Origin of the sequence: Achromobacter deleyi (assembly GCF_016127315.1) — a bacterium.
Taxonomy (GTDB): domain Bacteria; phylum Pseudomonadota; class Gammaproteobacteria; order Burkholderiales; family Burkholderiaceae_B; genus Achromobacter; species Achromobacter insuavis_A.
Genome location: NZ_CP065997.1, coordinates 5484870 through 5505527, shown reverse-complemented (window position 1 = coordinate 5505527; position 20658 = coordinate 5484870). Strand labels below are relative to the sequence as shown.

The 20658-nt window shown below is 66.6% G+C and carries 19 protein-coding genes; 13 read left to right on the top strand and 6 right to left on the bottom strand.

Annotated elements, in window-relative coordinates:
- The 5 genes from I6I07_RS24755 (at position 1) to I6I07_RS24735 (ending at position 6435) form a co-directional block, all read left to right on the top strand.
- Entirely contained in the window at positions 1–1341 is a 1341-nt protein-coding gene (locus tag I6I07_RS24755) for an ABC transporter permease (protein ID WP_198484124.1), read from the top strand.
- A gap of 9 nt (positions 1342–1350) precedes the next feature.
- Positions 1351–2064 carry a hypothetical protein gene (locus I6I07_RS24750; protein WP_006394805.1) on the top strand — a complete coding sequence of 238 codons (714 nt, stop codon included), beginning with the start codon at positions 1351–1353 and terminating at the stop codon, positions 2062–2064.
- A 121-nt stretch (positions 2065–2185) separates the two neighbouring features.
- Complete coding sequence (locus tag I6I07_RS24745) at positions 2186–3217, top strand: sugar ABC transporter (protein WP_198487662.1); 1032 nt, start codon at positions 2186–2188, stop codon at positions 3215–3217.
- Positions 3210–5141: a Vi polysaccharide transport protein VexE gene (locus I6I07_RS24740; RefSeq protein WP_232625729.1), complete on the top strand. Its 1932-nt coding sequence runs from the start codon at positions 3210–3212 to the stop codon at positions 5139–5141. The genes I6I07_RS24745 and I6I07_RS24740 overlap by 8 nt, the downstream gene beginning before the upstream one ends.
- Before the next feature lie 94 nt (positions 5142–5235).
- Positions 5236–6435: a pectate lyase family protein gene (locus tag I6I07_RS24735; RefSeq protein WP_198487660.1), complete on the top strand. Its 1200-nt coding sequence runs from the start codon at positions 5236–5238 to the stop codon at positions 6433–6435.
- Between the two features lie 33 nt (positions 6436–6468).
- On the opposite strand, the gene I6I07_RS24730 is transcribed toward I6I07_RS24735, so the two are convergent.
- Positions 6469–7074, bottom strand: coding sequence for an RBBP9/YdeN family alpha/beta hydrolase (locus I6I07_RS24730; RefSeq protein ID WP_198484123.1), 606 nt, complete (start codon positions 7072–7074; stop codon positions 6469–6471).
- A gap of 269 nt (positions 7075–7343) precedes the next feature.
- Between I6I07_RS24730 and I6I07_RS24725 the strand changes: the two genes are divergently transcribed.
- The 5 genes from I6I07_RS24725 to I6I07_RS24705 all read left to right on the top strand — a co-directional run bounded on the left by I6I07_RS24725 (position 7344) and on the right by I6I07_RS24705 (position 12900).
- The gene (locus I6I07_RS24725) at positions 7344–8471 is read left to right on the top strand and encodes a branched-chain amino acid ABC transporter substrate-binding protein (protein ID WP_198484122.1); all 1128 of its coding nucleotides are present in this window, start codon (positions 7344–7346) and stop codon (positions 8469–8471) included.
- Between the two features lie 213 nt (positions 8472–8684).
- A complete protein-coding gene (locus I6I07_RS24720; RefSeq protein ID WP_006394812.1) occupies positions 8685–9386 on the top strand; it encodes a response regulator in 702 nt (233 codons plus the stop codon).
- Positions 9379–10671 carry an ATP-binding protein gene (locus tag I6I07_RS24715; RefSeq protein WP_198484121.1) on the top strand — a complete coding sequence of 431 codons (1293 nt, stop codon included), beginning with the start codon at positions 9379–9381 and terminating at the stop codon, positions 10669–10671. Before I6I07_RS24720 ends, I6I07_RS24715 begins: the two co-directional genes overlap by 8 nt.
- Before the next feature lie 160 nt (positions 10672–10831).
- A complete protein-coding gene (locus I6I07_RS24710; protein WP_198484120.1) occupies positions 10832–11935 on the top strand; it encodes a serine hydrolase domain-containing protein in 1104 nt (367 codons plus the stop codon).
- A gap of 83 nt (positions 11936–12018) precedes the next feature.
- Positions 12019–12900, top strand: a complete 882-nt coding sequence (locus I6I07_RS24705) for a MipA/OmpV family protein (protein WP_198484119.1) — start codon at positions 12019–12021, stop codon at positions 12898–12900.
- Between the two features lie 90 nt (positions 12901–12990).
- Here I6I07_RS24705 and I6I07_RS24700 read toward each other — a convergent pair whose 3' ends face one another.
- The 4 genes from I6I07_RS24700 to ugpB all read right to left on the bottom strand — a co-directional run bounded on the left by I6I07_RS24700 (position 12991) and on the right by ugpB (position 17429).
- On the bottom strand, positions 12991–14079 hold the full coding sequence (locus I6I07_RS24700) for a sn-glycerol-3-phosphate import ATP-binding protein UgpC (RefSeq protein WP_198484118.1): 1089 nt from the start codon (positions 14077–14079) through the stop codon (positions 12991–12993).
- Between the two features lie 46 nt (positions 14080–14125).
- Positions 14126–14977, bottom strand: coding sequence for a sn-glycerol-3-phosphate ABC transporter permease UgpE (gene ugpE / locus I6I07_RS24695; protein WP_006394817.1), 852 nt, complete (start codon positions 14975–14977; stop codon positions 14126–14128).
- Positions 14978–14995: 18 nt separating this feature from the next.
- Positions 14996–15877, bottom strand: coding sequence for a sn-glycerol-3-phosphate ABC transporter permease UgpA (gene ugpA / locus I6I07_RS24690; protein ID WP_006394818.1), 882 nt, complete (start codon positions 15875–15877; stop codon positions 14996–14998).
- Between the two features lie 238 nt (positions 15878–16115).
- The gene (gene ugpB / locus I6I07_RS24685) at positions 16116–17429 is read right to left on the bottom strand and encodes a sn-glycerol-3-phosphate ABC transporter substrate-binding protein UgpB (RefSeq protein WP_198484117.1); all 1314 of its coding nucleotides are present in this window, start codon (positions 17427–17429) and stop codon (positions 16116–16118) included.
- A gap of 194 nt (positions 17430–17623) precedes the next feature.
- Here ugpB and proC point away from each other — a divergent pair, with 194 nt between their 5' ends.
- Both proC and I6I07_RS24675 read left to right on the top strand, forming a co-directional pair.
- Positions 17624–18457 (top strand): pyrroline-5-carboxylate reductase, encoded by an 834-nt coding sequence (proC, locus tag I6I07_RS24680; protein WP_006394820.1) that lies wholly within the window; start codon positions 17624–17626, stop codon positions 18455–18457.
- Between the two features lie 26 nt (positions 18458–18483).
- A complete protein-coding gene (locus tag I6I07_RS24675; protein ID WP_035361466.1) occupies positions 18484–19008 on the top strand; it encodes a queuosine precursor transporter in 525 nt (174 codons plus the stop codon).
- 99 nt (positions 19009–19107) lie between these two features.
- Here I6I07_RS24675 and I6I07_RS24670 read toward each other — a convergent pair whose 3' ends face one another.
- Complete coding sequence (locus I6I07_RS24670; RefSeq protein ID WP_162876394.1) at positions 19108–19350, bottom strand: hypothetical protein; 243 nt, start codon at positions 19348–19350, stop codon at positions 19108–19110.
- A gap of 52 nt (positions 19351–19402) precedes the next feature.
- On the opposite strand from I6I07_RS24670, the gene I6I07_RS24665 reads away from it, so the two are divergent.
- Complete coding sequence (locus tag I6I07_RS24665) at positions 19403–20518, top strand: branched-chain amino acid ABC transporter substrate-binding protein (RefSeq protein WP_025140820.1); 1116 nt, start codon at positions 19403–19405, stop codon at positions 20516–20518.
- Positions 20519–20658: the final 140 nt, after the last annotated feature.

Genomic DNA, 20658 nt, shown 5'->3' with positions numbered 1-20658 from the left:
ATGAGCAACGAGGATCGGATCAAGGGTTGGCGTTCGCGGAGAAAGGACAGCAGCTACGCGGTGGGATCGGGCGTCGCCGCCTGGCGCCTGGACCCGGCCGCGCTGTTCGAGGCCAAGGCGGAGCCGGCGGTGCTGCTCAAGCCATTGCTGGCGCGCCTGCAGGGCGAGCCGCACGACTCGGTGGCCGCCCGACGGGCGGTCTACGAGGCGGTGCAGGCCGAGCTGGACGCGGAGATCGCGCGCGCCAAGGTCGATGAGTCGCTGGCCGACTTTTCGCGGCGGCGCCTGCGCATCATCGTGCGCCTGCTGGAGCAGGACATCCGCGCTGGCGTCGAGGTGTTCGCGCCAGGCTACATGCCCGCCCGGCTGGTGGCGGAGGATCAGCGCCTGGCCCAGGCGCAGGAGCGGCGCGAGCAGCGGCGCAGGCAGGACGAGGCGCGCGATGCGCGTCGCCATGCCTCGCGCCACGATATCGCGCTGGAGATGGAACTGCCCGCGGGCGAGGCCGGCGACCTGGAGATCCTGCGGGATAGGGTGCGCGGGCTGCATGCCGGGCATCGCCCGCACATCGCCGGCCGCGGCTGGCCGGGTGGACGCACGTTGCTGGCGCTGTTCGTCTACCAGCTGCATGTGATGCATGGCGAAAGCCGGATCGCCCTGTTGTGGGCGTTCGTGGGCCCGGTCGTGCTGCTGACGCTGATTTCGTCGCTGTACATCCTGATGGGCACGCACTACATCCTGGGGATGGACGTGCAGACCTTCTCGCTGTTGGGCGCGACGACCTGGATCATGTTCCGCCAGATCATCTTCCGCAGCAGCACGGCTTACGTATCGGCGCGCGGCCTGTTGAATTTTCAGGGCGTGTCGCCCTTGATGTGCGCGCTGGTGCAGGCGCTGCTGTACGTGTCGGTGTACCTGGTGGTGTTCGTGGTCCTGATCACCGCCGGCCACGCGCTCGATCTCATCACGCTGCCCAAGAGCTGGCCGGGCTTCATGCTGTACGTGGTGTTGATGGCGTGCTGCGCCGCGGCGATGGGCCTGCTGTTCGGCACGATCGCGACCTTCTGGCACTTCTTCCTGCGGCTGGCGCCCGTGATCGAGCGCTTCCTGCAGATTTTCTCGGGGGTCTTCTTCGTCTCGGAGCAGCTGCCCGAGCAATTGCGGCCCTGGATGCTGTGGCTGCCGTTCTCGCATGGCATGCAGTTGTTGCGCTCGGCCTACTTCGACGCCTACACGTCGCAGGACGCGAGCCTGGGGTATTTCCTGACCAGCCTGGTTTTCCTGATGGTGGTCGCGCTGGCGGCCGAGCGGCTGGCCCGTCCCAATATCCAGCCCATGTGAGGAACGACGATGATTCATCTCAATGGCGTGACGGATGAACCCCTGGCCTTCGGCAACCGGCAGGCGCTGCTGGCCCAGGCGCACCTGGACATTCCCGTCGGGCGCTATGCCTTGCTGTCGCCGGCGCCGGAACTGCACCGCCAGATCATCGATCTGCTGTGCGGCCTGCGGCCGCCGCGCCAGGGCTTCGTGCAGCACGACGGCAACGTGTCCTGGGCGATCGGCCGGCAGGGCTTCATCCGCGGCAAGGCCAGCGGCCTGAACATGATCGAGCTGGTGAGCCAGATGTACGAGCTGGACGCCGATGCCACCTATGAACTGGTGGCCGACCTGATCACCGACCCCAAGAGCCTGCCCCGGCCGATGGAGCATTGGCCGCTGTTCGCCCGGCAGGAGTTTTCGTTCGCGCTGGCCCTGGCGCCAGCGTTCGACGTCTACGTGATCGAAGGGGCCATTCCCTTCGAACCCTGCCGTTTCACCCGTCTCTGGCTGGCGCTGTTCGAAGAACGGCTGATCGGCAGGACGCTCATTCTTTCCAGTTACCGCCAGAATCAATTGGCGGACTATTGCCTGAAGGGCCTGATTTATGAACGAAGCGCACTCCGCATCGAAGACGACCTCGACCAGTGCATCAGCAAGTTCCCCCCGCGACGATCACGAAGCGAATCCGGAACAGGCGACGACGTTTTCGGCGGCTTCGACGAGGGCCAGCTCGGCTTCTGAGAGCGGCTCCGAGATCGAGCGCCGGCGCCGCGAGCGGCAATCGGCGCTGGATGATCGTCGCCGCCGGCGCTGGGTCAATGCCTTCATCGTCGTCGCCCCGGTCGCCCTGGCGCTGGTCTACGTGCTCTGCATCGCCACGCCGCGCTATGAAGCCGAATCGCGCTTCTTCGTGCAATCGGGGTCCGGCCAGCAGGGCGGCGGCGCCATGGCGGCCAGCCTGCTCACCACGGGCAACTCGGGGGGCATGCTGGGCGGCTTCGTCGACGGCTGGGCGGTCAGCGACTTCCTCAGGTCGCGCGACAGCATGCGGCAGCTGGACAAGAAGGTCGGCCTGCGCCATTACCTGCTCAATACCGGCCTGGATCCGGCCAACCATCTGTCGGAGGACTCGAGCGAGGACGATCTGTATCGCGCCTACCGGGCCTCGGTGCAGGTCTCCTTCAATGCGCTGGAGCAGATCGACGTGCTGCGCGTGCGCGCCTATTCGCCCGAAGACGCGGAAACCCTGTCCAAGGCCCTGATCGGCCTGGCGGAAGAATTCGTCAGTTCCATGAACGAGAAGGGCGTGGCGGACAAACTGAGGGTCAGCGAGGAGTCGGTCAAGCAGGCCGAGCAGAAGGCGCTGGGCGCGCGCGAAGCGCTGACGACATGGCGCACCACGCACGGCAATATCGACCCGACGGCCACGGTGGCGATGCTGCTGAACCTGTCCAGCCAGCTGGAAGCGGAGCTGAGCACCGCCCAGATCAACCTGGACAAGATCCGCGCGCTGAACAACAAGGACCACTTCATGCTCAAGCCGGCCGAAACGCAGGTCGTGGCCTTGAAGAAACGGCTCGCCGCCGTGCGCCAGCGCCTGAGCGGCGAAGGCAACACGGAAGCGAAGCAACTCAAATCGTACGAGGCGCTGCGCAATACCCAGGCCTTCGCCGATTCGAACCTGACGCTGGCGCAGCAGTCCTACCAGCAGGCCGTGACGGACGCCCTGCGCCTGCAGCGTTACCTGTCCATCATCGCGCAGCCGGTCTCCACCGACCGGCCCAGCAGCCCGCGCACGGGGGTGCTGCTGCTGCAGGCGCTGGCGCTGGGCTTCGTGCTCATGTTCGTCCTGCGCGCGGCGATGGCCTTGCTGAGGGGATTGCGCCATGGTTGATACCACGATAGAACGCCCCGGCGCCGTCGCGCCGGCCGCCGCCCAAGCCGCGCCGAGCGATGGCGTCAGCCACCTGCGCGCGGTCATCAAGCAGATCCTGGAGGCGGACGACCCGCTGCAGGCGATGGCCGGGCTCGGACCGGCGCTGGCGCGGGTGGAGGAGGGCTGGCGCGACGCGCGTCGCCTGCTGGTGTCGCCATTCGTGAAGGTGGGCCGGCTGGAGCCGGCGATCGCCGCGCTTGAGCGGCTGGTCGACGCCTATCCGGCGCGCACCGACGACCGCCGTCTGCTCGCCAGCCTGCTGGGCCGCACCGAGCAGTGGGACCGCGCCATCGCCCAGGCCGATGTCGCCGCCGCCATCGCGCCCGACAACGGGGCATTGCAGGCCGCGCGGATACAGCTGCGGGTGCAGGCCGGACGCATCCCGCAGGCCGCCGACGTCGCGCGCCAGAGCGCCGCCCTGGCGCTGGCCAACCCCGGCGATGCGCATTGGTGGATGCTGGCCCATTCGCGCAACGGCGACGTGGCGGAGGCGGCCGGCGTCGCCATGGCCTTGCAGGCGGCTGACCTGCCGAACGCGCGCGTGGCGACGGTGGCCGTGCGCGCCTTGCTGGATGACGACCGGGTCGAGGCGGCGATCCTGCTGGGCAACGGGGCGCTGGAGGCGGGGCACGATGCCCCGGCGCTGCGCGCGTCGCTGGGGCTGGCGCACCTGCGCCGCGCCACCGACGACGACCGCAAGCTGCACGCCCCGGCGCATTTCGAGGCGGGCTTGAGCGCGGCGCCGGCCGACGTGCGGCTGTTGACGCTGTACGGCGAAACCTTGCTGCGCGCCGGTCGCTACAAGGAGGCCGTGGCGCCGCTGCGCCAGGCCATGGAACTGGCGCCGGAACTGGAGCAGACCCGCGCCCTGTACGCGCGCGCGCTGCGCTACACGCTGCAATACGAGGCAGCCGCCGACCAGATGCTGCAGCTGGTCGAGAAGTCGCCCGACAAGCGGCTCTGGCAGCGCGCGGCCATTGGCGCGCTCTCGCAGGCGGGACGCAAGCAGGAGGCCGAGGCGCTGTTCGAGCGCTACGTCGCGCAACGCGGGCAGGCGCTGCCGGCGACCTTCCAGCAGGCCCTGGACCAGCTGGAACACAAACTGGACACCGCCCCGATCCCGCAGGCGCGCCTGGACTGGGCCTGGTCGATGCGAGACGACGCCACGGCCGACCGCGCGCAATGGGAACGGCGCGCGCGCTGGGGCCATCAGGTGGACCATCTGCTGTTCGACTGGCTCGAATGCCGCGAGGACAGCGTCGAGCAAGCCATGCAGGTGCTGGGCGAACTGGACACCGGCGAGCGTTTCTTCGCGCCGCTGCTGGCCGCCGGCCGCGGCGTGGTGGTGGCCACGGCGCACGTGGGGCCCATGTATGCCGGCCTGATGGCGCTGGAACTGCTGGGCATTCCCTCGCGCTGGCTGGCGACCGCGCCCAGCATCGCCCAGAGCAGCTATGCCGCCGCCCTGATTTCGACCGCCGACCAGACCGAAGCGCAGGTCGCCAAGGCCTGCATGCGCGCGCTGGCCTCGGGCAATGTGCTGTGCCTGGCGGTGGACGGCGCCGCCAACCCCGCCGCGCCGCGCACCGTCTTCGAAGGGCAGGCGGTGACCTATTCCAGCTTCGCGGCCCACCTGGCGCACCGCCAGGGCGTGCCGTCGGTGTTCTACACGCCGCGCTGGGAGAACGGCCGGGTGGCCTACACGCTGGAGATGCTGCCCGCCGTGGAACCGGGCGAGGACGCCGATACGTATGCGGCGCGCTGGCAGGCGGCGTATTTCAAGCATCTGAGGGCGCACGTGGCCGGTCCGCCGGAGAACCTGCGCCTGAGTGGCGGCATCTGGCGCCACGTGCAGTCCGCGGATCGGTCCGCGCAGCGTTAGGGAGTGAATGTCCATGAGAGCAGCAACGAATTCAACGGCAGGGGCGGCGGGCAGGGGGCCGCGTCGCAAGCGCGCCGGGCCGGCCTATCGCGCGCTGCTGCGCGCGCTGGCGTGGCTGCCCGCGCTGGGCCTGCTGTACGGCGGCGCGGCCGCCGCCAGTGAATCCTGCGCCAGTCCGGACGAGCGCTGCCCCTTCGTCTCCGAGCTGCTGCAGCAGCGCGAGGGCTATGGCGCGCGCGCCACGGGCGGCCTGGGCGGCAGGTTCATCGAGGTCACCTCCGACCAGGACGCCGGGCCGGGCACGTTGCGCGCGGCGCTGGCGCAGGCCAAGAAGGGGCCGACCTGGATCCGCTTTGCGTCGGACATGACGATCGTGCTGGACTCGCAGCTGCGGGTGCCGTCCAACACCACGATCGACGGCCGCGGCAAGCATGTGGCCCTGATCGACGACGGGCTGGGCGTGTATGGCAGCAAGAACGTCATCCTCACGCACCTGACCATCGACGGCCGCCTGAACCGGCTGACGCAGGCCGTGAACATCGCCAACGACAGCCGCGACGTGTGGGTCGACCACATGGACCTGTCGCGCATGTCCGACCGGCTGCTCAACGTCAAGAACGGCTCCACCGACGTCACCATCTCCTGGACCAAGTTCCACAACTCGAACAAGGTCATGCTGCTCAACAACATCACCTCGAAGAACCTGTTCGAGAACTACGAACGTGATTCGATTGCACGGGTGACGCTGCATCACAACTACTTCTTCAACACCGTGCAGCGCAATCCGCGCGGGCAGTTCGGCACGTTCCATCTGTTCAACAACCTGCTGGAGAACTGGGATTTCTACGGCATGAGCTTCAGCCTGGAGGCCAAGGCGCTGGTCGAGGGCAATATCTTCAACAACGATGCGAAGCGCCAATGCGTGGAGCCGGAGTTCTTCCCCACGGTCGAAGGGGTGAAGGTGAACTACTGCCGCTATATCCCCACGGCCGCCAAGCGCAGCGCGCTGGACAACGGCGCCTCGGACGAGGGCGCCTACCAGAACCTGAAGGCCGTGCACGGCTATACGCGCGACTTCAAGGCGTTCCTGCGCCTGAAGGACAATCTCTATCTGGGGGACGCGAAGCCCGTGTTGCAGGACTATCGCCCCGAGGCCGCGCCGACGCCGCCGTATTGCTATGGGTATGAGAAGCCATCGGCGGAGCTGGCGGAGCGAATCCGCAAGCATGCGGGCAACACCAGCGGCGATACGCCGCTGCCGGCATCGCGGGTGGGCGCGGGCTGCCCGGGCTAGCCGAGGCGCCGGCTCGCGCAAGGGGATGGCCGCTCAGGCCTGGTGCGACAACGGTCGTTCGGGAATCGGCGCGATGCGTTCGGGCGGTGGCGACACGCGCCATGAGGCGCGCCGTCGCAGCGCGCCGAACAGTTTGAGGCCTTGCGGCCAGTCTTGCAGGCCGCTGTCGGCGTTGATGTGGCCAGCGCCCGGAATCACCACGACGCGGCTGCCCCAGTTTTCCGCGAAGACGCGGGCGCGGTCCAGCCGACAGTAGGGGTCGTTGTCGCTGGCCACCACCACGCTCTGGAACGGCAGCGATTGGCGCGGGATCGGCGCGAAACCGCGCAGACAGTCCGGCGCGTCGGGGCGCTCGACGTCGGCCGGCGCCACCAGCAGTGCGCCGGCGACCTTGGCGCGCAGCGGCACCGGCAGCGCCGCGCTGATCAGGCAGCCCAGGCTGTGGGCAATCAGCAGCACCGGGCTGCGGGCCTGGTCGACCAGGCCCGCCAGGGTCGATATCCATTCCGCGCTGACCGGGTTTTGCCAGTCGCGCTGCTGCACCCGCACCGCGTGCGGCAACAGGGCGGCCCAGCGCGATTGCCAGTGTTCGGGTCCGGAGTCTTTCCATCCGGGGACGATGATCGGTTGGAGTCTCATGGCGGCCATGATGCCGCGCCGCCTTAGTAACGCAAACGAATAAATCCGCTTTTGCATATACGGTGGCGGGCATAAGGGCGGCGGCCCCCCGGATGCGGCACCGCAATATCGAAACCCCGCCCAAGACGGGCCGGAACCCCTGCAAAAGCCGCTATTTTTCAGTGTATGCTTGCCGTGCTAATGCAACGTAACGGGGCGTGACCAATGCGTTTCCGGCCGTCCGCCCGGTTCAAAAACCAACGATTACAAGCCATTAAAGGAGTCCACACATGAAGCAAGCATTTCGTCTGACCCCGGTCATTGCGGCCCTGGGCGTCGCCGCGGGGTTGGCGTTCAGCGCCGGCGCGCAGGCGCAGACCATCAAGATCGGCGTGGTGGGCCCCACCACCGGCGCGGTCACCCAATACGGCGACATGGTCCGTGAAGGCGTCGACACCGCGGTGGAACGCATCAACGCCGCCGGCGGCATCAACGGCAAGAAGCTGGAAACCGTGGTCATCGACGACGGCTGCGAACCCAAGCAGGGTCCGGTCGCCGCCAACCGCGTGGTCAACAGCAAGATCGGCTTCGTCGTGGGCCACGTGTGCTCGGGCGCCACCATCGCCGCCGCCGACATCTACAACAACGAAGGCGTGGTCATGGTCACGCCCTCGGCCACGTCGCCGGCCCTGACCGACGGCAAGAACTACGACTTCATCTTCCGCACCATCGGCCGCGACGACCAGCAGGGTCCCGCCGCCGCCAAGTTCATCCTGGAAAAGCTCAAGCCCAAGAAGGCCGCCGTGCTGCATGACAAGCAGTCGTATGGCCAGGGCATCGCCACCGCCGTCAAGAACGACCTCGAAAAGGGCGGCGTGCCCGTCGCCATCTTCGAAGGCATCAACGCCGGCGACAGCGACTACTCGGCCGTCATCACCAAGCTCAAGAGCCAGGGCGTAGACTTCGTCTACTACGGCGGCTACCACCCGGAAATGGGCCTGCTGCTGCGCCAGGCGGCCGAGCAGGGCGTGAAGGCCAAGTGGATGGGTCCGGAAGGCACGGGCAACCCGGACATCAACGCCATCGCCGGCGACGCCGTCGAAGGCATGCTGTTGACGCTGCCGGCCGACTTCACCCAGAACGCCGCCAACGCCGAGATCGTCAAGGCCTTCGCCGCCAAGAAGCGCAATGCCAGCGGCGCGTTCCAGATGACGGCCTACACCGCCACCCAGGTCATCGCCGACGGCATCAAGGGCGCCGGCAGCGAAGACCCGACCAAGGTTGCCAAGTACCTGCACGCCAACTCGTTCGATACCCCCATCGGCAAGGTGGCCTGGAACAAGCAGGGCGACCTGACGAACTTCCAGTTCGACGTCTTCGTGTGGCACAAGGACGGCTCGAAGTCCGTTTATAAATAAGGACTTAGCGCGCGTTCTGGCGGCTTTTCCGCCACCGGCGCGCGCCAGCCGCCAGACCCCTCGGCCGGGCCGGAAGCGATGTCTTCCCGCCCGGTTTTTTCGTGGGCGCCGCCCGCCGGGAACCGGGCCGCCGCCGGTGGGGTCGAGCGCCGCTCGCGCGGTTTTGCGTAGAATGCGGCGAAATCGCTCTCTCTTTTTCTGTCCGGAAACCCCATGACCAAGGCCTTGCTAGTCGAAGACGATCCGAAGCTGTCGCGCCTGATCGCGCAGTTCCTGGAGCAACACGGGTTCCAGGTGGCCCAGGCCTACCGCGGCGACCATGCGGTGGAGGCGTTCCGCCGCCACGACCCGGCCATCACCATCCTCGACCTGATGCTGCCCGGGCGCGACGGCCTGCAGGTCTGCCGCGACCTGCGCGCGTTCTCGTCGGCGCCGATCCTGATGCTGACCGCCCGCGAGGACGACCTGGACCAGATCCTGGGCCTGGAGTCGGGCGCCGACGATTACGTCATCAAGCCGGTCGAGCCGCGCGTGCTGCTGGCCCGCATCCGCGCGCTGCTGCGGCGTCACAGCCAGCTCGAGGAACCGCCGGAGCGCCTGGAGTTCGGGCCGCTGGTCATCGACCGGCGCACCCGGGCGGTGGTCCACGGCGGGGTCGAGGTCGACCTGACCACGATGGAATTCGAGATGCTGTGGGCGCTGGCCAGCCAGGCCGGCCAGGTGCTGACGCGCGACGACCTGCTCAACGCGGTGCGCGGCATCGAGTTCAACGGGCTCGACCGCAGCGTCGACGTCTGCGTCAGCAAGCTGCGCCGCAAGCTCGATGACGATCCGCGCGATCCGGCGCGCATCAAGACCGTGTGGGGCAAGGGCTATCTGTTCTCGCCCAAGGCGCACGAGGGCAGCGATGATTAAATTCGTCCTGCGGCTCTTCGTGGTGCTGGCGGTCGGCTTCGTGATTTCCAACGAAGTCGTGGACCGTTCCGCCAACTACCTGTTCGAGCCGGTCAGCGACGCCTACACCCGCGAGTCGGTGCGCGGGCAGATCCACAGCCTGGTGCAGGAATTGTCGAAGGTCGAGCCGGGCGCGCGCACGGCCTACATCGAAAAGCAGCTGCTGCCGTACTACGGCCTGGGCCTGCGGGTCTTCAACGCTTCCGACTACAACGCCAGCGACAAGGAACGGCGCATCGCTGCCCACGGCGATTTCTTCATCCGCGACAAGATGCAGACCTTCGTGGCCGCGATTCCCGGCCCTGGCCACCAGTGGCTCGAGGTCAAGCTGCCGCCCGAGCCGTCGTTCGGCCCTTGGGTGGTGGCGGCGGTCTATTCGGCGCTGGGGCTGCTGCTGTGCGCCTTCATGCTGGTGTGGGCGCTGCCGATCTGGCGCGACCTGGAAGCGCTCAAGACCGCCGCGCTGCGCATGGGGCAGGGCGACCTGGAGGCCCGCGCGCGGCTGTCGCGGCATTCCAGCATCGGCAACCTGGGCGACACCTTCAACCTGATGTCCGAGCGCATCGGGGCGCTGATCGGCAACCAGCGCGAGCTGACCAACGCCGTTTCGCACGAGCTGCGCACGCCGATCGCGCGCCTGTCGTTCGAGCTCGACATGATCGGCCGCGCCGAGGAGCCGGCCGAGCGCAAGCGCCTGATCGATGACATGAAGAGCGACGTCGCCGAGCTCGACAGCATGGCTTCCGAACTGCTGATGTACGCGCGCCTGGAGCACAAGGGCGACGGCGTCGCGCTGCAGCCGCAGGACGCCCGCAGCTGGCTCGATTCGGTGGTGCAGCATGCGGGCTTCGAGGCCGACCAGTCGGGCGTGCGCTGCGAGGTGGTGCTGTGCCAGGTGCGCGAAGTCCACCTGCACCAGCGCTACATGACGCGGGCGCTGCTGAACCTGCTGCAGAATGCCATCCGCTACGCCGGCGGCCGGGTCCAGGTCAGCCTGGTGTCGCCCTCGCCGCGCGAGTACGTGTTGATGGTCGACGACGACGGCCCGGGCATCCCGCAAGCCGACCGCGAGCGCATTTTCGAACCCTTCATCCGCCTGGACGAGAGCCGCGACCGCGGCACCGGCGGCACCGGGCTGGGCCTGGCCATCGTCAGCCGCGTGGCGCGCTGGCACAACGGCACCGCGCAGGCCGCCGACAGCCCCTTGGGCGGGGCCCGTTTCATCGTCAGCTGGAAGGCGGCCTGAGGCCGGGGACAGGGGCGGACCGGGGATATCCGGCACGCCTTTAACAAACTTAACAATCTGTCCTTCCAATCTTCACAAACTCCATACAAAGCGGGAAAGATCGGGGCCGCATCCCTGACTAGCATGACGGCAGTTCTCAGAAGAGGGTTGCCCGTTCGTCATGTTTTCGCTCACCCGCCTGGCTGCCGTTGCCATGTTCCTGATCGCCGTGGGCGGTTGTCAGGGCGGGGCGCCGGCCGCGCCGCCGACGATCGCCCAGGGCGACTATCCGGCGGTGGTGGCGTACCTGAAGCAGCGCATCGCCTATGACCTGGACGCGCAGCGGGTGCCGGGCCTGTCCATCGCCATCGTCGATGACCAGCGCACGGTCTGGAGCAGCGGCTTCGGCTATGCCGATTCGGCGCGCCATCGCACCGCCACCGGCGACACCCTCTACCGCGTAGGCGCCATCTCCAAGCTCGTGACCGCCGCGGGCGTGCTGCGCGCCGCCGACGACGGCCGCCTGTCGCTGGACATTCCCGCCGCGCAGGCGTTGCCGCAATCGGCGCTGGAGCCGCGCCGCGCGGCCATGCACTGGATGGGCACCTATCCCTTCACCGTCCGCCGCCTGCTGGCGCTGCGCCCCGACACGCTCGAGGACACCATGGGCCGGGCCCGCGCCGACATGGGCTACGCCATGCTCGGCGACATGGTGGCGCACGCCGCCGACGAACCCTTCGACGCCTACGTGCGCCGCACGCTGCTGCAGCCGCTGAACATCTCGCGCGCCGGCTTCCGGCTCGCGGCCGCCGGCGACGACGCGCGCGAACTGCGCGCGGCCGGCTACCGCCGCGGCATCCCGTGGATTGAACAGTCGCAGCCGAACGAGGCCGCCGAAGGCCTGTGGGCCAGTTCCACCGAGATGGCGCGCTTCTCCAGCATGCTGTTCGGCGGCGGCACCTACCAGGGCCGCCGCGTCCTCAAGGACGAATCCGCGCTCACGCTGATGAACCTGGAGACGGTGGCCAACGGCATGGACCTGGAATGCCGCCTGGCGCTGTCGTGGCTGGCGGCGCCTTGCGATGCCGACTACATCGCCGGCGACGCGTTGCGCGAGCACAGCGGCGCGACCGAAGCCTTCCGTGCCCGCTGGCTGCTGGCGCCGCGCGAGAAGCTGGCGGTGCTGGTGATGAGCAATGCCGACAGCGCCGAGCCGCTGGTGGCCTCGGTCTCGACCCTCGCCATGAACCTGATGCGCCAGGCCAAGGGCGCGGCCCCAGAGTAGGCATGCGCCGCGACTGCCGCGGCGTGGCCGAGTTTTCCCCCCAACCTCGTTTCCCGGATGTTCTTATGAAGCGAAATCTCTCTATGTCCCTGATGCAGCGCCGCGCCGGCGCGGCGTGTTTGCTGGCCAGCCTGCCGGTGTTGTCGTTCGCCGCGGGCGGCCAGCAGGTCGCCGACAATTCGGTCTACGGTTCTCGCGGCGCCAGCTCGCGCGGCATCGAGGTCGCCACCGGTACCGAGAAGCCGGCCGACGAATGGAAGTTCTACGGCACGCTGGGCGCGGGCTACGCGCCGCGCTACAGCGGCAGCGACGAAAGCTCGGCCGTGCCGATCGTCGGCCTGGGCATCCGCAGCCCCGGCGGCTTCTTCCTGGACACGGCCCACGGCCTGGGCTGGGAAACGCAGGCGCTCAGCAGCACCTTCCGCTTCTACTTGGCGCCCAGCGCCTCGCGCAAGGACCACAAGAAGGGCTTCGAGGGCTCGAACAAGCTGCGCGGCATGGGCGACATCAAGAGCCGCGCGCAGATCGGCATGGACGCCGAGACGCAGCTTGGCCCGGTGACGCTGTCGGCCACGGTGGCGCACGCGTTCAAGAAGGGCGACGACCGGGACGTGGGCAGCGCCTACACGCTGTTCAACCTGGGCGCCAGCACCACGGTGTACGAAGGCTCGGCCGGCTCGATCTCGCTGGCGCTGAGCGGCAACTTCGGCGATGGCAACTACATGCGCACCTGGTATGGCGTCAGCGATCGCCAGTCGGCCAACTCGGGCTACCGCCGCTACAACCCCAAGGGCGGCCTGGAAAGCATCGGCCTGGGCGCGACCTGGGCGCTGCCGTTGAGCAAGTCGTGGTCCTGGTCGGTGGTGGGTGAAGCGCGCCGCCTGTACGGCGACGCGGCCGACAGCCCCATCGTGAAGGAGCGCAACCAGTACTCCGTCGGCACCATGGTGACGTACACGTATTGAGCGGGTATTGAGCGGGAAGAGCCCTTTCCCGGACGGGAAAGGGTGGGGCGGGCCGGCCGGGCGAATCGCCGCCGGTCCCGCCGCGATGGATTACAGCCCTTGCACGCGGCGGCCGGTGTCGGCCTCGAACCAGTGCAGCGGGTGACGGCCGTCGGGACCGACGTTGACGCGGTCTCCGACCTTGGCCGAGGACTCGGACAACTGGCGGGTGGTGCAGCGCACGACCAGGGTGCTCTTGCCGCAACGGCAGTGCACCAGTTGCTCGGAACCCAGCGTCTCGACCATCTCGACTTCGGCCGGCACGCCTTGCGTGTTCAGCAGCATGTGCTCGGGGCGCATGCCCATGATGACCTTGCGGCCACGCACTTGCGAGGGCACCTGCAGCGGCGAGATCTCCAGCGCCAGGCCATCGATGGTCTGCACCGTGCCGTCGCCGGCCACGTTGACTTCCATCAGGTTCATCGGCGGCGAGCCGATGAAGCCGGCCACGAAGGTCGAGGCGGGCTTCTCGAACACTTCCATCGGCGTGCCGATCTGCTCAGGCACGCCCTGGTACATGACGATCATGCGGTGCGCCAGCGTCATGGCCTCGACCTGGTCGTGGGTCACGTACAGGCTGGTGGTGCCCAGGCGGCGGTGCAGCTTCATGATTTCCAGGCGCATCGCCACGCGCAGCTTGGCGTCCAGGTTCGACAGCGGTTCGTCGAACAGGAACACCTTGGGCTCGCGCACGATGGCGCGGCCCATGGCCACGCGCTGGCGCTGGCCGCCCGACAGGGCGCGCGGGCGGCGGTCCAGCAGGTGGCTCAATTCCAGGATCTGCGCGGCGGCGTCGACGCGCTTCTTGATCTCGTCCTTGGAGAACTTGCGGATCTTCAGGCCGTACGCCATGTTCTCGAACACGGTCATGTGCGGGTAGAGCGCGTAGTTCTGGAACACCATCGCGATGTCGCGTTCGGCCGGCTCGAGATTGTTGACGACCTTGTCGTCGATCACGATCTCGCCGCTGGTCACGGTTTCCAGGCCGGCGACCATGCGCATCAGCGTGGACTTGCCGCAGCCCGAGGGGCCGACGATGACGATGAATTCACCGTCCTTCACATCCATGTCGATGCCATGGATGACCGGCACGTTGCCGGCGTAGGTTTTCTTTACGTTGCGAAAGCTGAGAGTAGCCATGAGTTATTCGTATCGGAGTCGTTGTCGGGTAGGCGATAGGGGAGGGTCACTTTTCAGTGTCGACCAAGCCCTTGACGAACCATTTCTGCATCAGGATGACGACCAGCGCCGGCGGGATCATCGCCAGCATGGCGGTGGCCATGGTGATGTTCCATTCGGTCACGCTGTCGCCGCCGCTGATCATCCGCTTGATGCCGATGACGACGGGGTACATGTCTTCCTGCGTGGTCACCAGCAGCGGCCACAGGTATTGGTTCCAGCCGTAGATGAACTGGATCACGAACAGCGCGGCGATGCTGGTCTTGGACAGCGGCAGCAGCACGTCGCGGAAGAAGCGCACCGGACCGGCGCCGTCGATGCGGGCGGCCTCGATCAGCTCGTCCGGCACCGTCAGGAAGAACTGGCGGAACAGGAAGGTGGCCGTGGCCGAGGCGATCAGCGGCAGCGTCAGGCCGGCGTAGCTGTTGAGCAGGCCGAGGTCGGCCACCACCTTGTAGGTGGGCGCGATACGCACTTCGACCGGCAGCATCAGCGTGACGAAGATCATCCAGAAAAAGAACATGCGGCCGGGGAAGCGGAAATACACCACCGCGAAGGCCGACAGCAGCGAGATCGCGATCTTGCCGATCGAAATCACCAGCGCCATGATCAGGCTGACGTACATCATGCGGCCGACCGGCGCGCCGGACGAGCCGCCGGAAGAGCCGCCAAACAGCGCCTGCATGTAGTTGTCGACGAAGTGCGGACCGGGGATCAGCGACATCGGCGCGGAGGCCACTTCCTGCGCGGTCTGGGTGGACGCGACGAAAGTGACGTAGAGCGGAAAGGCCACCATCGCCACCCCGCAGAGCAGGATGACGTGGGCCAGAATATCCAGCCAGGGACGGCGTTCAACCATTGTTATCTGCCTCGAAAATCAATACTGCACTTTGCGGTCGACGTAGCGGAACTGCACGACCGTCAAGGCAATCACAATGAACATCAGCACCACCGACTGGGCCGCCGACGAGCCGAGATCCAGGCCGCGGAAGCCGTCGCTGTACACCTTGTAGACCAGGATCGATGTCGACGTGCCGGGACCGCCCTGCGTGGTGGTGTCCACCACCGCGAAGGTGTCGAAGAAGGCATAGATGATGTTGACCACCAGCAGGAAGAAGGTGGTGGGCGAGAGCAGCGGGAACACGATGCTCCAGAAGCGGCGCGACGGGCTGGCGCCGTCGATCGCGGCGGCTTCGATGAGCGAGCGCGGGATCGACTGCAGGCCGGCCAGGAAGAACAGGAAGTTGTACGAGACCTGCTTCCAGACGGCGGCGATCAGCACCAGGATCATGGCCTGGCTGCCGTCCAGGCGCGGGTTCCAGTCGACGCCGGCCTGGCGCAGGGCCACCGCCAGGATGCCGACCGAGGGCGAGAACAGGAACAGCCACAGCACGCCGACCACGGCGGGCGCGACGGCGTAGGGCCAGATCAGCAGGGTCTTGTAGAGGCCGGCGCCGCGGATCACGCGGTCGGCCATGACGGCCAGCAGCAGCGAGACGCCCAGGCCGACCACGGCGACCAGGATCGAGAACACCGCCGTGACACGGAAGGAATCGAGATAGGCCTGTTGCGAGAACAGTTCCATGAAGTTGTCGAGACCGACGAACTCCGAGGACAGGCCGAACGCATCTTCCAGCCGCATCGACTGCCACATGGCCTGGCCGGCGGGAAGGAAGAAGAAGACCACGGTAATGATGATCTGCGGCAGGAGCAGCAGATAGGGCAGGGTCTTGTGCCCGAAGACAACGCGTTTTTCCATAGGGGGAACCCAAGGTACGAAAAACGGCGGTTGGATTAACCGCCGCTTGAAACCGCCGGCCGGGAAAGGATGCACCGGCCTGGCTCGAGGCGCCCGGAGGCGCCGGCACGCATAAGCACGATAGGCTTAAAGCCCTAAAAAAACCAGGGCTTTAAGCCTCTCTTGAACTACGCAAGCCCCTGTCACGAAACGGAAATCGTGCATGCCAGGGGCTTGTTTCCGAGCCTCGGAACGGGCGTTACTTTACACTCTTCTCGAACTTTTCCAGCAGTTCGTTGCCGCGCTTGACGATGTTCTCGGCGCCGTCCTTGGCCGAGACCTTGCCCGAAACGATGCGTTCGATCTCAGCGTCCTCGATTTCACGGATCTGCGGCAGGAAGCCCAGGCGCAGGCCACGCGATTGCGCGGTGGTTTCGACGTTCAGCTGCTTGACGCCGACTTCGGTGCCCGGGTTCTTGTCATAGAAACCGTCTTTCTTGGTCAGCTCGTAGGCAGCCTTGGTGACCGGCACGTAGCCGGTCTGCTGGTGCCAGCGGGCGGCGATTTCCGGGCTGGCCAGGAACTTGAAGAACGCGGTCACGCCCTTGTAGGTTTCCGGCTTCTTGTTGGCGAAGACCCACAGCGAAGCGCCGCCGATGATGGTGTTCTGCGGCGCGCCTTGCACGTCGGCGTAGTAGGGCAGGGTCGAGGTGCCGAATTCGAACTTGGCGTTCTTGGCGATGTTGGCGCGCAGGCCCGACGAACCGGTGATCATGGCGCACTTGCCGCTGATGAACAGCGAGTTCGGCTCGTCGCCGCGGCCGCCGTACATGAAGATGCCTTCCTTGCCCAGCTTGGCGAGGTTTTCCAGGTGGCGCACGTGCAGCGGGGTGTTGATCGCGATGCGGGCGTCCAGGCCGCCGAAACCGTTGTCCTTGGTGGCGTACGGCACGTTGTGCCAGGCCGAGAACGTTTCCAGCTGGACCCACGACGGCCACGAGGTGGTGTAGCCGCATTCCTGGCCCGCGGCCTTCAGCTTCTGGCCGGCGGCGGCCAGTTCTTCCCAGGTCTTGGGCGGCTTTTCGGCGTCCAGGCCAGCCTTCTTGAAGGCGTCCTTGTTGTAGTAGAACACCACGGTCGAGCTGTTGAAGGGCATCGACACCAGCTTGCCGTCGGCCGACGAGTAGTAGCCGGCCACGGCGCCGATGAAGTCCTTCGGGTCGATCGGGTTGCCGGCTTCTTCCGACATCTGCTGCACCGGCTTGATGGCGCCCTTGGCGTACATCATGGTGGCGGTGCCGACTTCGAACACCTGGAGGATGTCCGGGGCATTGCCGGCGCGGAACGCGGCGATGCCGGCGTTCATGGATTCGCCATAATTGCCCTTGTAGACGGCCTTGACCTGGTAGTCGGGGTTCTTCTTGTTGAACTCGTCGACGAGGCCGTTCACGCGGTCGCCCAGCGCGCCTTCCATCGAGTGCCAGAACGTGATTTCGGTGGCCGCGTGCGCGGAAGCGCCGGCGAACGCCGCCATGACGGCGGCAAAGGTGAGGGCAATTCGGTGGGATCGCATGAGAGGTTTCCTCCAGTTGGGCGTGTCGCGACCGGGATTGTCCGGGCGCGGAAAACACGTCACCTTATGAATTGTTTGTGACAAAACCGTGACTTTCACATCACTTAAAACGCCTGTCAAATTGCGCGTTTCAGGCGCGAACGAACATTTTCTTTTTTTTCCCGCTGGAGCCGACCGGTTTACAATCGCTTCCTATGAAAAACGAACTTTCGATTGCGTTCATCGGCGGCGGCAATATGGCCGCCGCGCTGGCTTCCGGTCTCGCGGGCAAAGTATGCCCCGCCGGCAGCATTCATGTCATTGACATTAACCAGGATTCGCACGCCGCCTGGCAGGCCCGCGGCATGACCACCGCGACCGCCCCGGACGAGGCCCTGGCGCGGTGCCGCGTATGGGTGTTCGCAGTCAAGCCTCAGAACATGAAAGACGTTGTGGCTTCCACGCGTCAGTGGTTGCGCGACGACACTTTGGTGGTAAGCGTCGCGGCCGGCATCCGCGCCGACACGCTGGCCGGCTGGCTGGGCACGCCCGAGGCGCCGTGGCGCCGCCTGGTGCGTTGCATGCCCAATACCCCGGCGCTGGTCGGCGCCGGCATCACCGGCCTGGCCGCGCTGGATGGCGTGGGGCAGGCCGACCGCGACCTGGCCGCCAGCATGCTGGCCAGCGTCGGCGAAGTGGTCTGGGTGGCCGACGACGCGGCGCTGGACGCCGTGACCGCGCTGTCGGGCAGCGGCCCGGCGTATGTCTTCCTGTTCCTGGAAGCCCTGATCGCCGGCGGCCAGAAGGTCGGCCTGACGGCCGAGCAGGCGCGCCAGCTGGCGCTGGGCACCTTCGCCGGCGCCACCAAGCTGGCCGCCGAATCGTCCGAGCCGCCGTCGGTGCTGCGCGAGCGCGTCACCTCCAAGGGCGGCACCACCGCCGCGGCGTTGGCCGCGTTCAATGCCGCCGGCTTTGCCGGCATCGTCGAGGACGCCATGGCCGCGGCCGCGCAGCGTTCGCGCGAGCTGGCCGAGGAGTTCGGCAAGTGAGCCAGGCCGCCGCGCGCTTTGCCCCCATGAGCCGGGCGCAGTTCGGCATCGCCGTGCTGTGCATGCTGCTGGTGGTTGTGGGCTCGAACATCCTGGTGCAGGTGCCGCTGAATGACTGGCTGACCTGGGGCGGCCTGTCGTATCCGGTGGCTTTCCTGGTGACCGACGTGCTCAACCGCCGCTTCGGCCCCGCGGCCGCGCGCCGGGTGGTGTGGTTCGGTTTCGCCGCCGCGCTGGCGGTGTCGGTGTGGGTGGCGTCGCCGCGCATCGCGCTGGCCTCGGGCCTGGCCTATATCTGCGCGCAACTGGTCGACATCCAGGTGTTCGACCGCCTGCGGGACCAGCGCTGGTGGCGCGCGCCGCTGGTGTCCGGGGTGCTGGGCGCGATCCTCGACACCGCGGTGTTTTTCAGCGTGGCCTTCGCCGCCACCGGCACGCCCTGGGTGACCTGGATGATGGGCGACCTGGCGATCAAGCTGGTGGTCAACATCAGCATGCTGGCGCCGTTCCGCGCGCTGATGTGGAATCTGGCCAAACCTGCCAGCGTCTGATTTTCGAAAATCGACGATTATTATTAACGGGATAATCATTATCCGTAAGACTCGCGTAAGTACTGTATGAAAATGCGAAGTCAAACGATGTATTAATGATTATTCATATAAATCACCTGCCATCGAATTCATCGCGGCGCCATGGGGAATCCAAGGCGCCGCGCGGATTTTTCCTGCGTTTTCACGTACTTGTCGCACCGATCCGTCACGATTAAAGGTTTCTCCTGAAATATTGGGGATTACACGCAGTGACAGTATGTCTGCTTGCTTCCAGAATACCGCCCACACCGTGTTTTTGCCCAAGAAGCCGGCGACGCGCGATACGGGTTGCGGGGTATCCACCCGACAGACCGGATCGAACAGAGCCGCTCAAAACCTCGCTGGAGAACTCCGCATGAAGTTTCTGCATCGCCTTACCCCGGTAGCTATGGCATTCGGGGCGCTTGCCCTGGCAGGTTCCGTGCACGCCGCCGATACGATCAAGATCGGCATCCCGCAGCCCATGACGGGCCCCAACACCCAGTACGGCGACCAGATCCAGGCTGGCGCGCTGACTGCCATCGAGACCATCAACGCCAAGGGCGGCGTGAAGGGCAAGAAGCTCGAACCGATCCTCATCGACGACGGTTGCGAACCGAAGCAGGCCGTCCCGGCCGCCAACCGCGTGGTCAACTCCGGCGCCAAGTTCGCCGTGGCCCATGCGTGCTCGGGCGTGACCGTGGCCGCCGTGAACGTCTACGAACAGGAAGGCATCGTCGGCATCACCCCGGGCGCGACGTCGCCGCTGGTCACCGACACGATCAAGCCGCATTACTTCTTCCGCACCATCGGCCGCGACGACCAGCAAGGTCCGTACGCCGCCCGCTACATCGCCAACACCCTCAAGCCCAAGAAGGTCGCCGTGCTGCACGACAAGCAGACCTACGGCTCGGGCGTGGCCACCCAGGTCAAGGACACCCTGACCAAGGAAGGCGTGAACGTGGCGCTGTTCGAAGGCATCAACGTCGGCGACAGCGACTACTCGGCCATCATCACCAAGCTCAAGTCGGCCGGCGTCGACCTGGTCTACTTCGGCGGCTACCACCCCGAGCTCGGCCTGTTGCTGCGCCAGTCGCGTGAACAGGGCCTGAAGGTCCAGTTCATGGGTCCGGAAGGCACCGCCAACCAGGATCTGGTGGCGATCGCCGGCCCGGCCATCGAGGGCCTGCTGGTCACGCTGCCCGCCGACTTCACCAAGCTGCCGGGCAACGAAAGCATCGTCAAGGCCTTCAAGGACGCCAAGCGCGATCCGGACGGCGCCTTCCAGATGCCGGCCTACGCCGCGGTGCAGATCCTGGCCGACAGCATCACCGCCGTGGGCGAGGATCCCGCCAAGGTCGCCGACTACATGCACAAGACTACGTTCAACACCGGCATCGGCAAGGTCGAGTACGACGCCAAGGGCGATCTGAAGAACTTCGAGTTCGCCGTTTACAAATGGGACAAGAACGGCAAGAAGACCCAGCTGTAAACTCCCGCGATTCCGCCGGCGTGGTGCCGGCGTGAGGGCCTGTCGTCGTCGTTGTGTCGTAATCCGCGTAGCGATGCGCCAAAAGCGCTGTGCGGCCGGCACGCGATGATCACAGGCCCTTAAAATACGCCCAGGTTTCC

Coding starts and splice junctions, on each gene's coding strand:
- I6I07_RS24755 (WP_198484124.1), top strand. CDS start 1: ATGAGCAACGAGGATCGGATCAAGGGTTGGCGTTCGCGGAGAAAGGAC.
- I6I07_RS24750 (WP_006394805.1), top strand. CDS start 1,351: ATGATTCATCTCAATGGCGTGACGGATGAACCCCTGGCCTTCGGCAAC.
- I6I07_RS24740 (WP_232625729.1), top strand. CDS start 3,210: ATGGTTGATACCACGATAGAACGCCCCGGCGCCGTCGCGCCGGCCGCC.
- I6I07_RS24730 (WP_198484123.1), bottom strand. CDS start 7,074: ATGAGACTCCAACCGATCATCGTCCCCGGATGGAAAGACTCCGGACCC.
- I6I07_RS24725 (WP_198484122.1), top strand. CDS start 7,344: ATGAAGCAAGCATTTCGTCTGACCCCGGTCATTGCGGCCCTGGGCGTC.
- I6I07_RS24720 (WP_006394812.1), top strand. CDS start 8,685: ATGACCAAGGCCTTGCTAGTCGAAGACGATCCGAAGCTGTCGCGCCTG.
- I6I07_RS24715 (WP_198484121.1), top strand. CDS start 9,379: ATGATTAAATTCGTCCTGCGGCTCTTCGTGGTGCTGGCGGTCGGCTTC.
- I6I07_RS24710 (WP_198484120.1), top strand. CDS start 10,832: ATGTTTTCGCTCACCCGCCTGGCTGCCGTTGCCATGTTCCTGATCGCC.
- I6I07_RS24705 (WP_198484119.1), top strand. CDS start 12,019: ATGTCCCTGATGCAGCGCCGCGCCGGCGCGGCGTGTTTGCTGGCCAGC.
- I6I07_RS24700 (WP_198484118.1), bottom strand. CDS start 14,079: ATGGCTACTCTCAGCTTTCGCAACGTAAAGAAAACCTACGCCGGCAAC.
- ugpE (WP_006394817.1), bottom strand. CDS start 14,977: ATGGTTGAACGCCGTCCCTGGCTGGATATTCTGGCCCACGTCATCCTG.
- ugpA (WP_006394818.1), bottom strand. CDS start 15,877: ATGGAAAAACGCGTTGTCTTCGGGCACAAGACCCTGCCCTATCTGCTG.
- ugpB (WP_198484117.1), bottom strand. CDS start 17,429: ATGCGATCCCACCGAATTGCCCTCACCTTTGCCGCCGTCATGGCGGCG.
- proC (WP_006394820.1), top strand. CDS start 17,624: ATGAAAAACGAACTTTCGATTGCGTTCATCGGCGGCGGCAATATGGCC.
- I6I07_RS24675 (WP_035361466.1), top strand. CDS start 18,484: ATGAGCCGGGCGCAGTTCGGCATCGCCGTGCTGTGCATGCTGCTGGTG.
- I6I07_RS24665 (WP_025140820.1), top strand. CDS start 19,403: ATGAAGTTTCTGCATCGCCTTACCCCGGTAGCTATGGCATTCGGGGCG.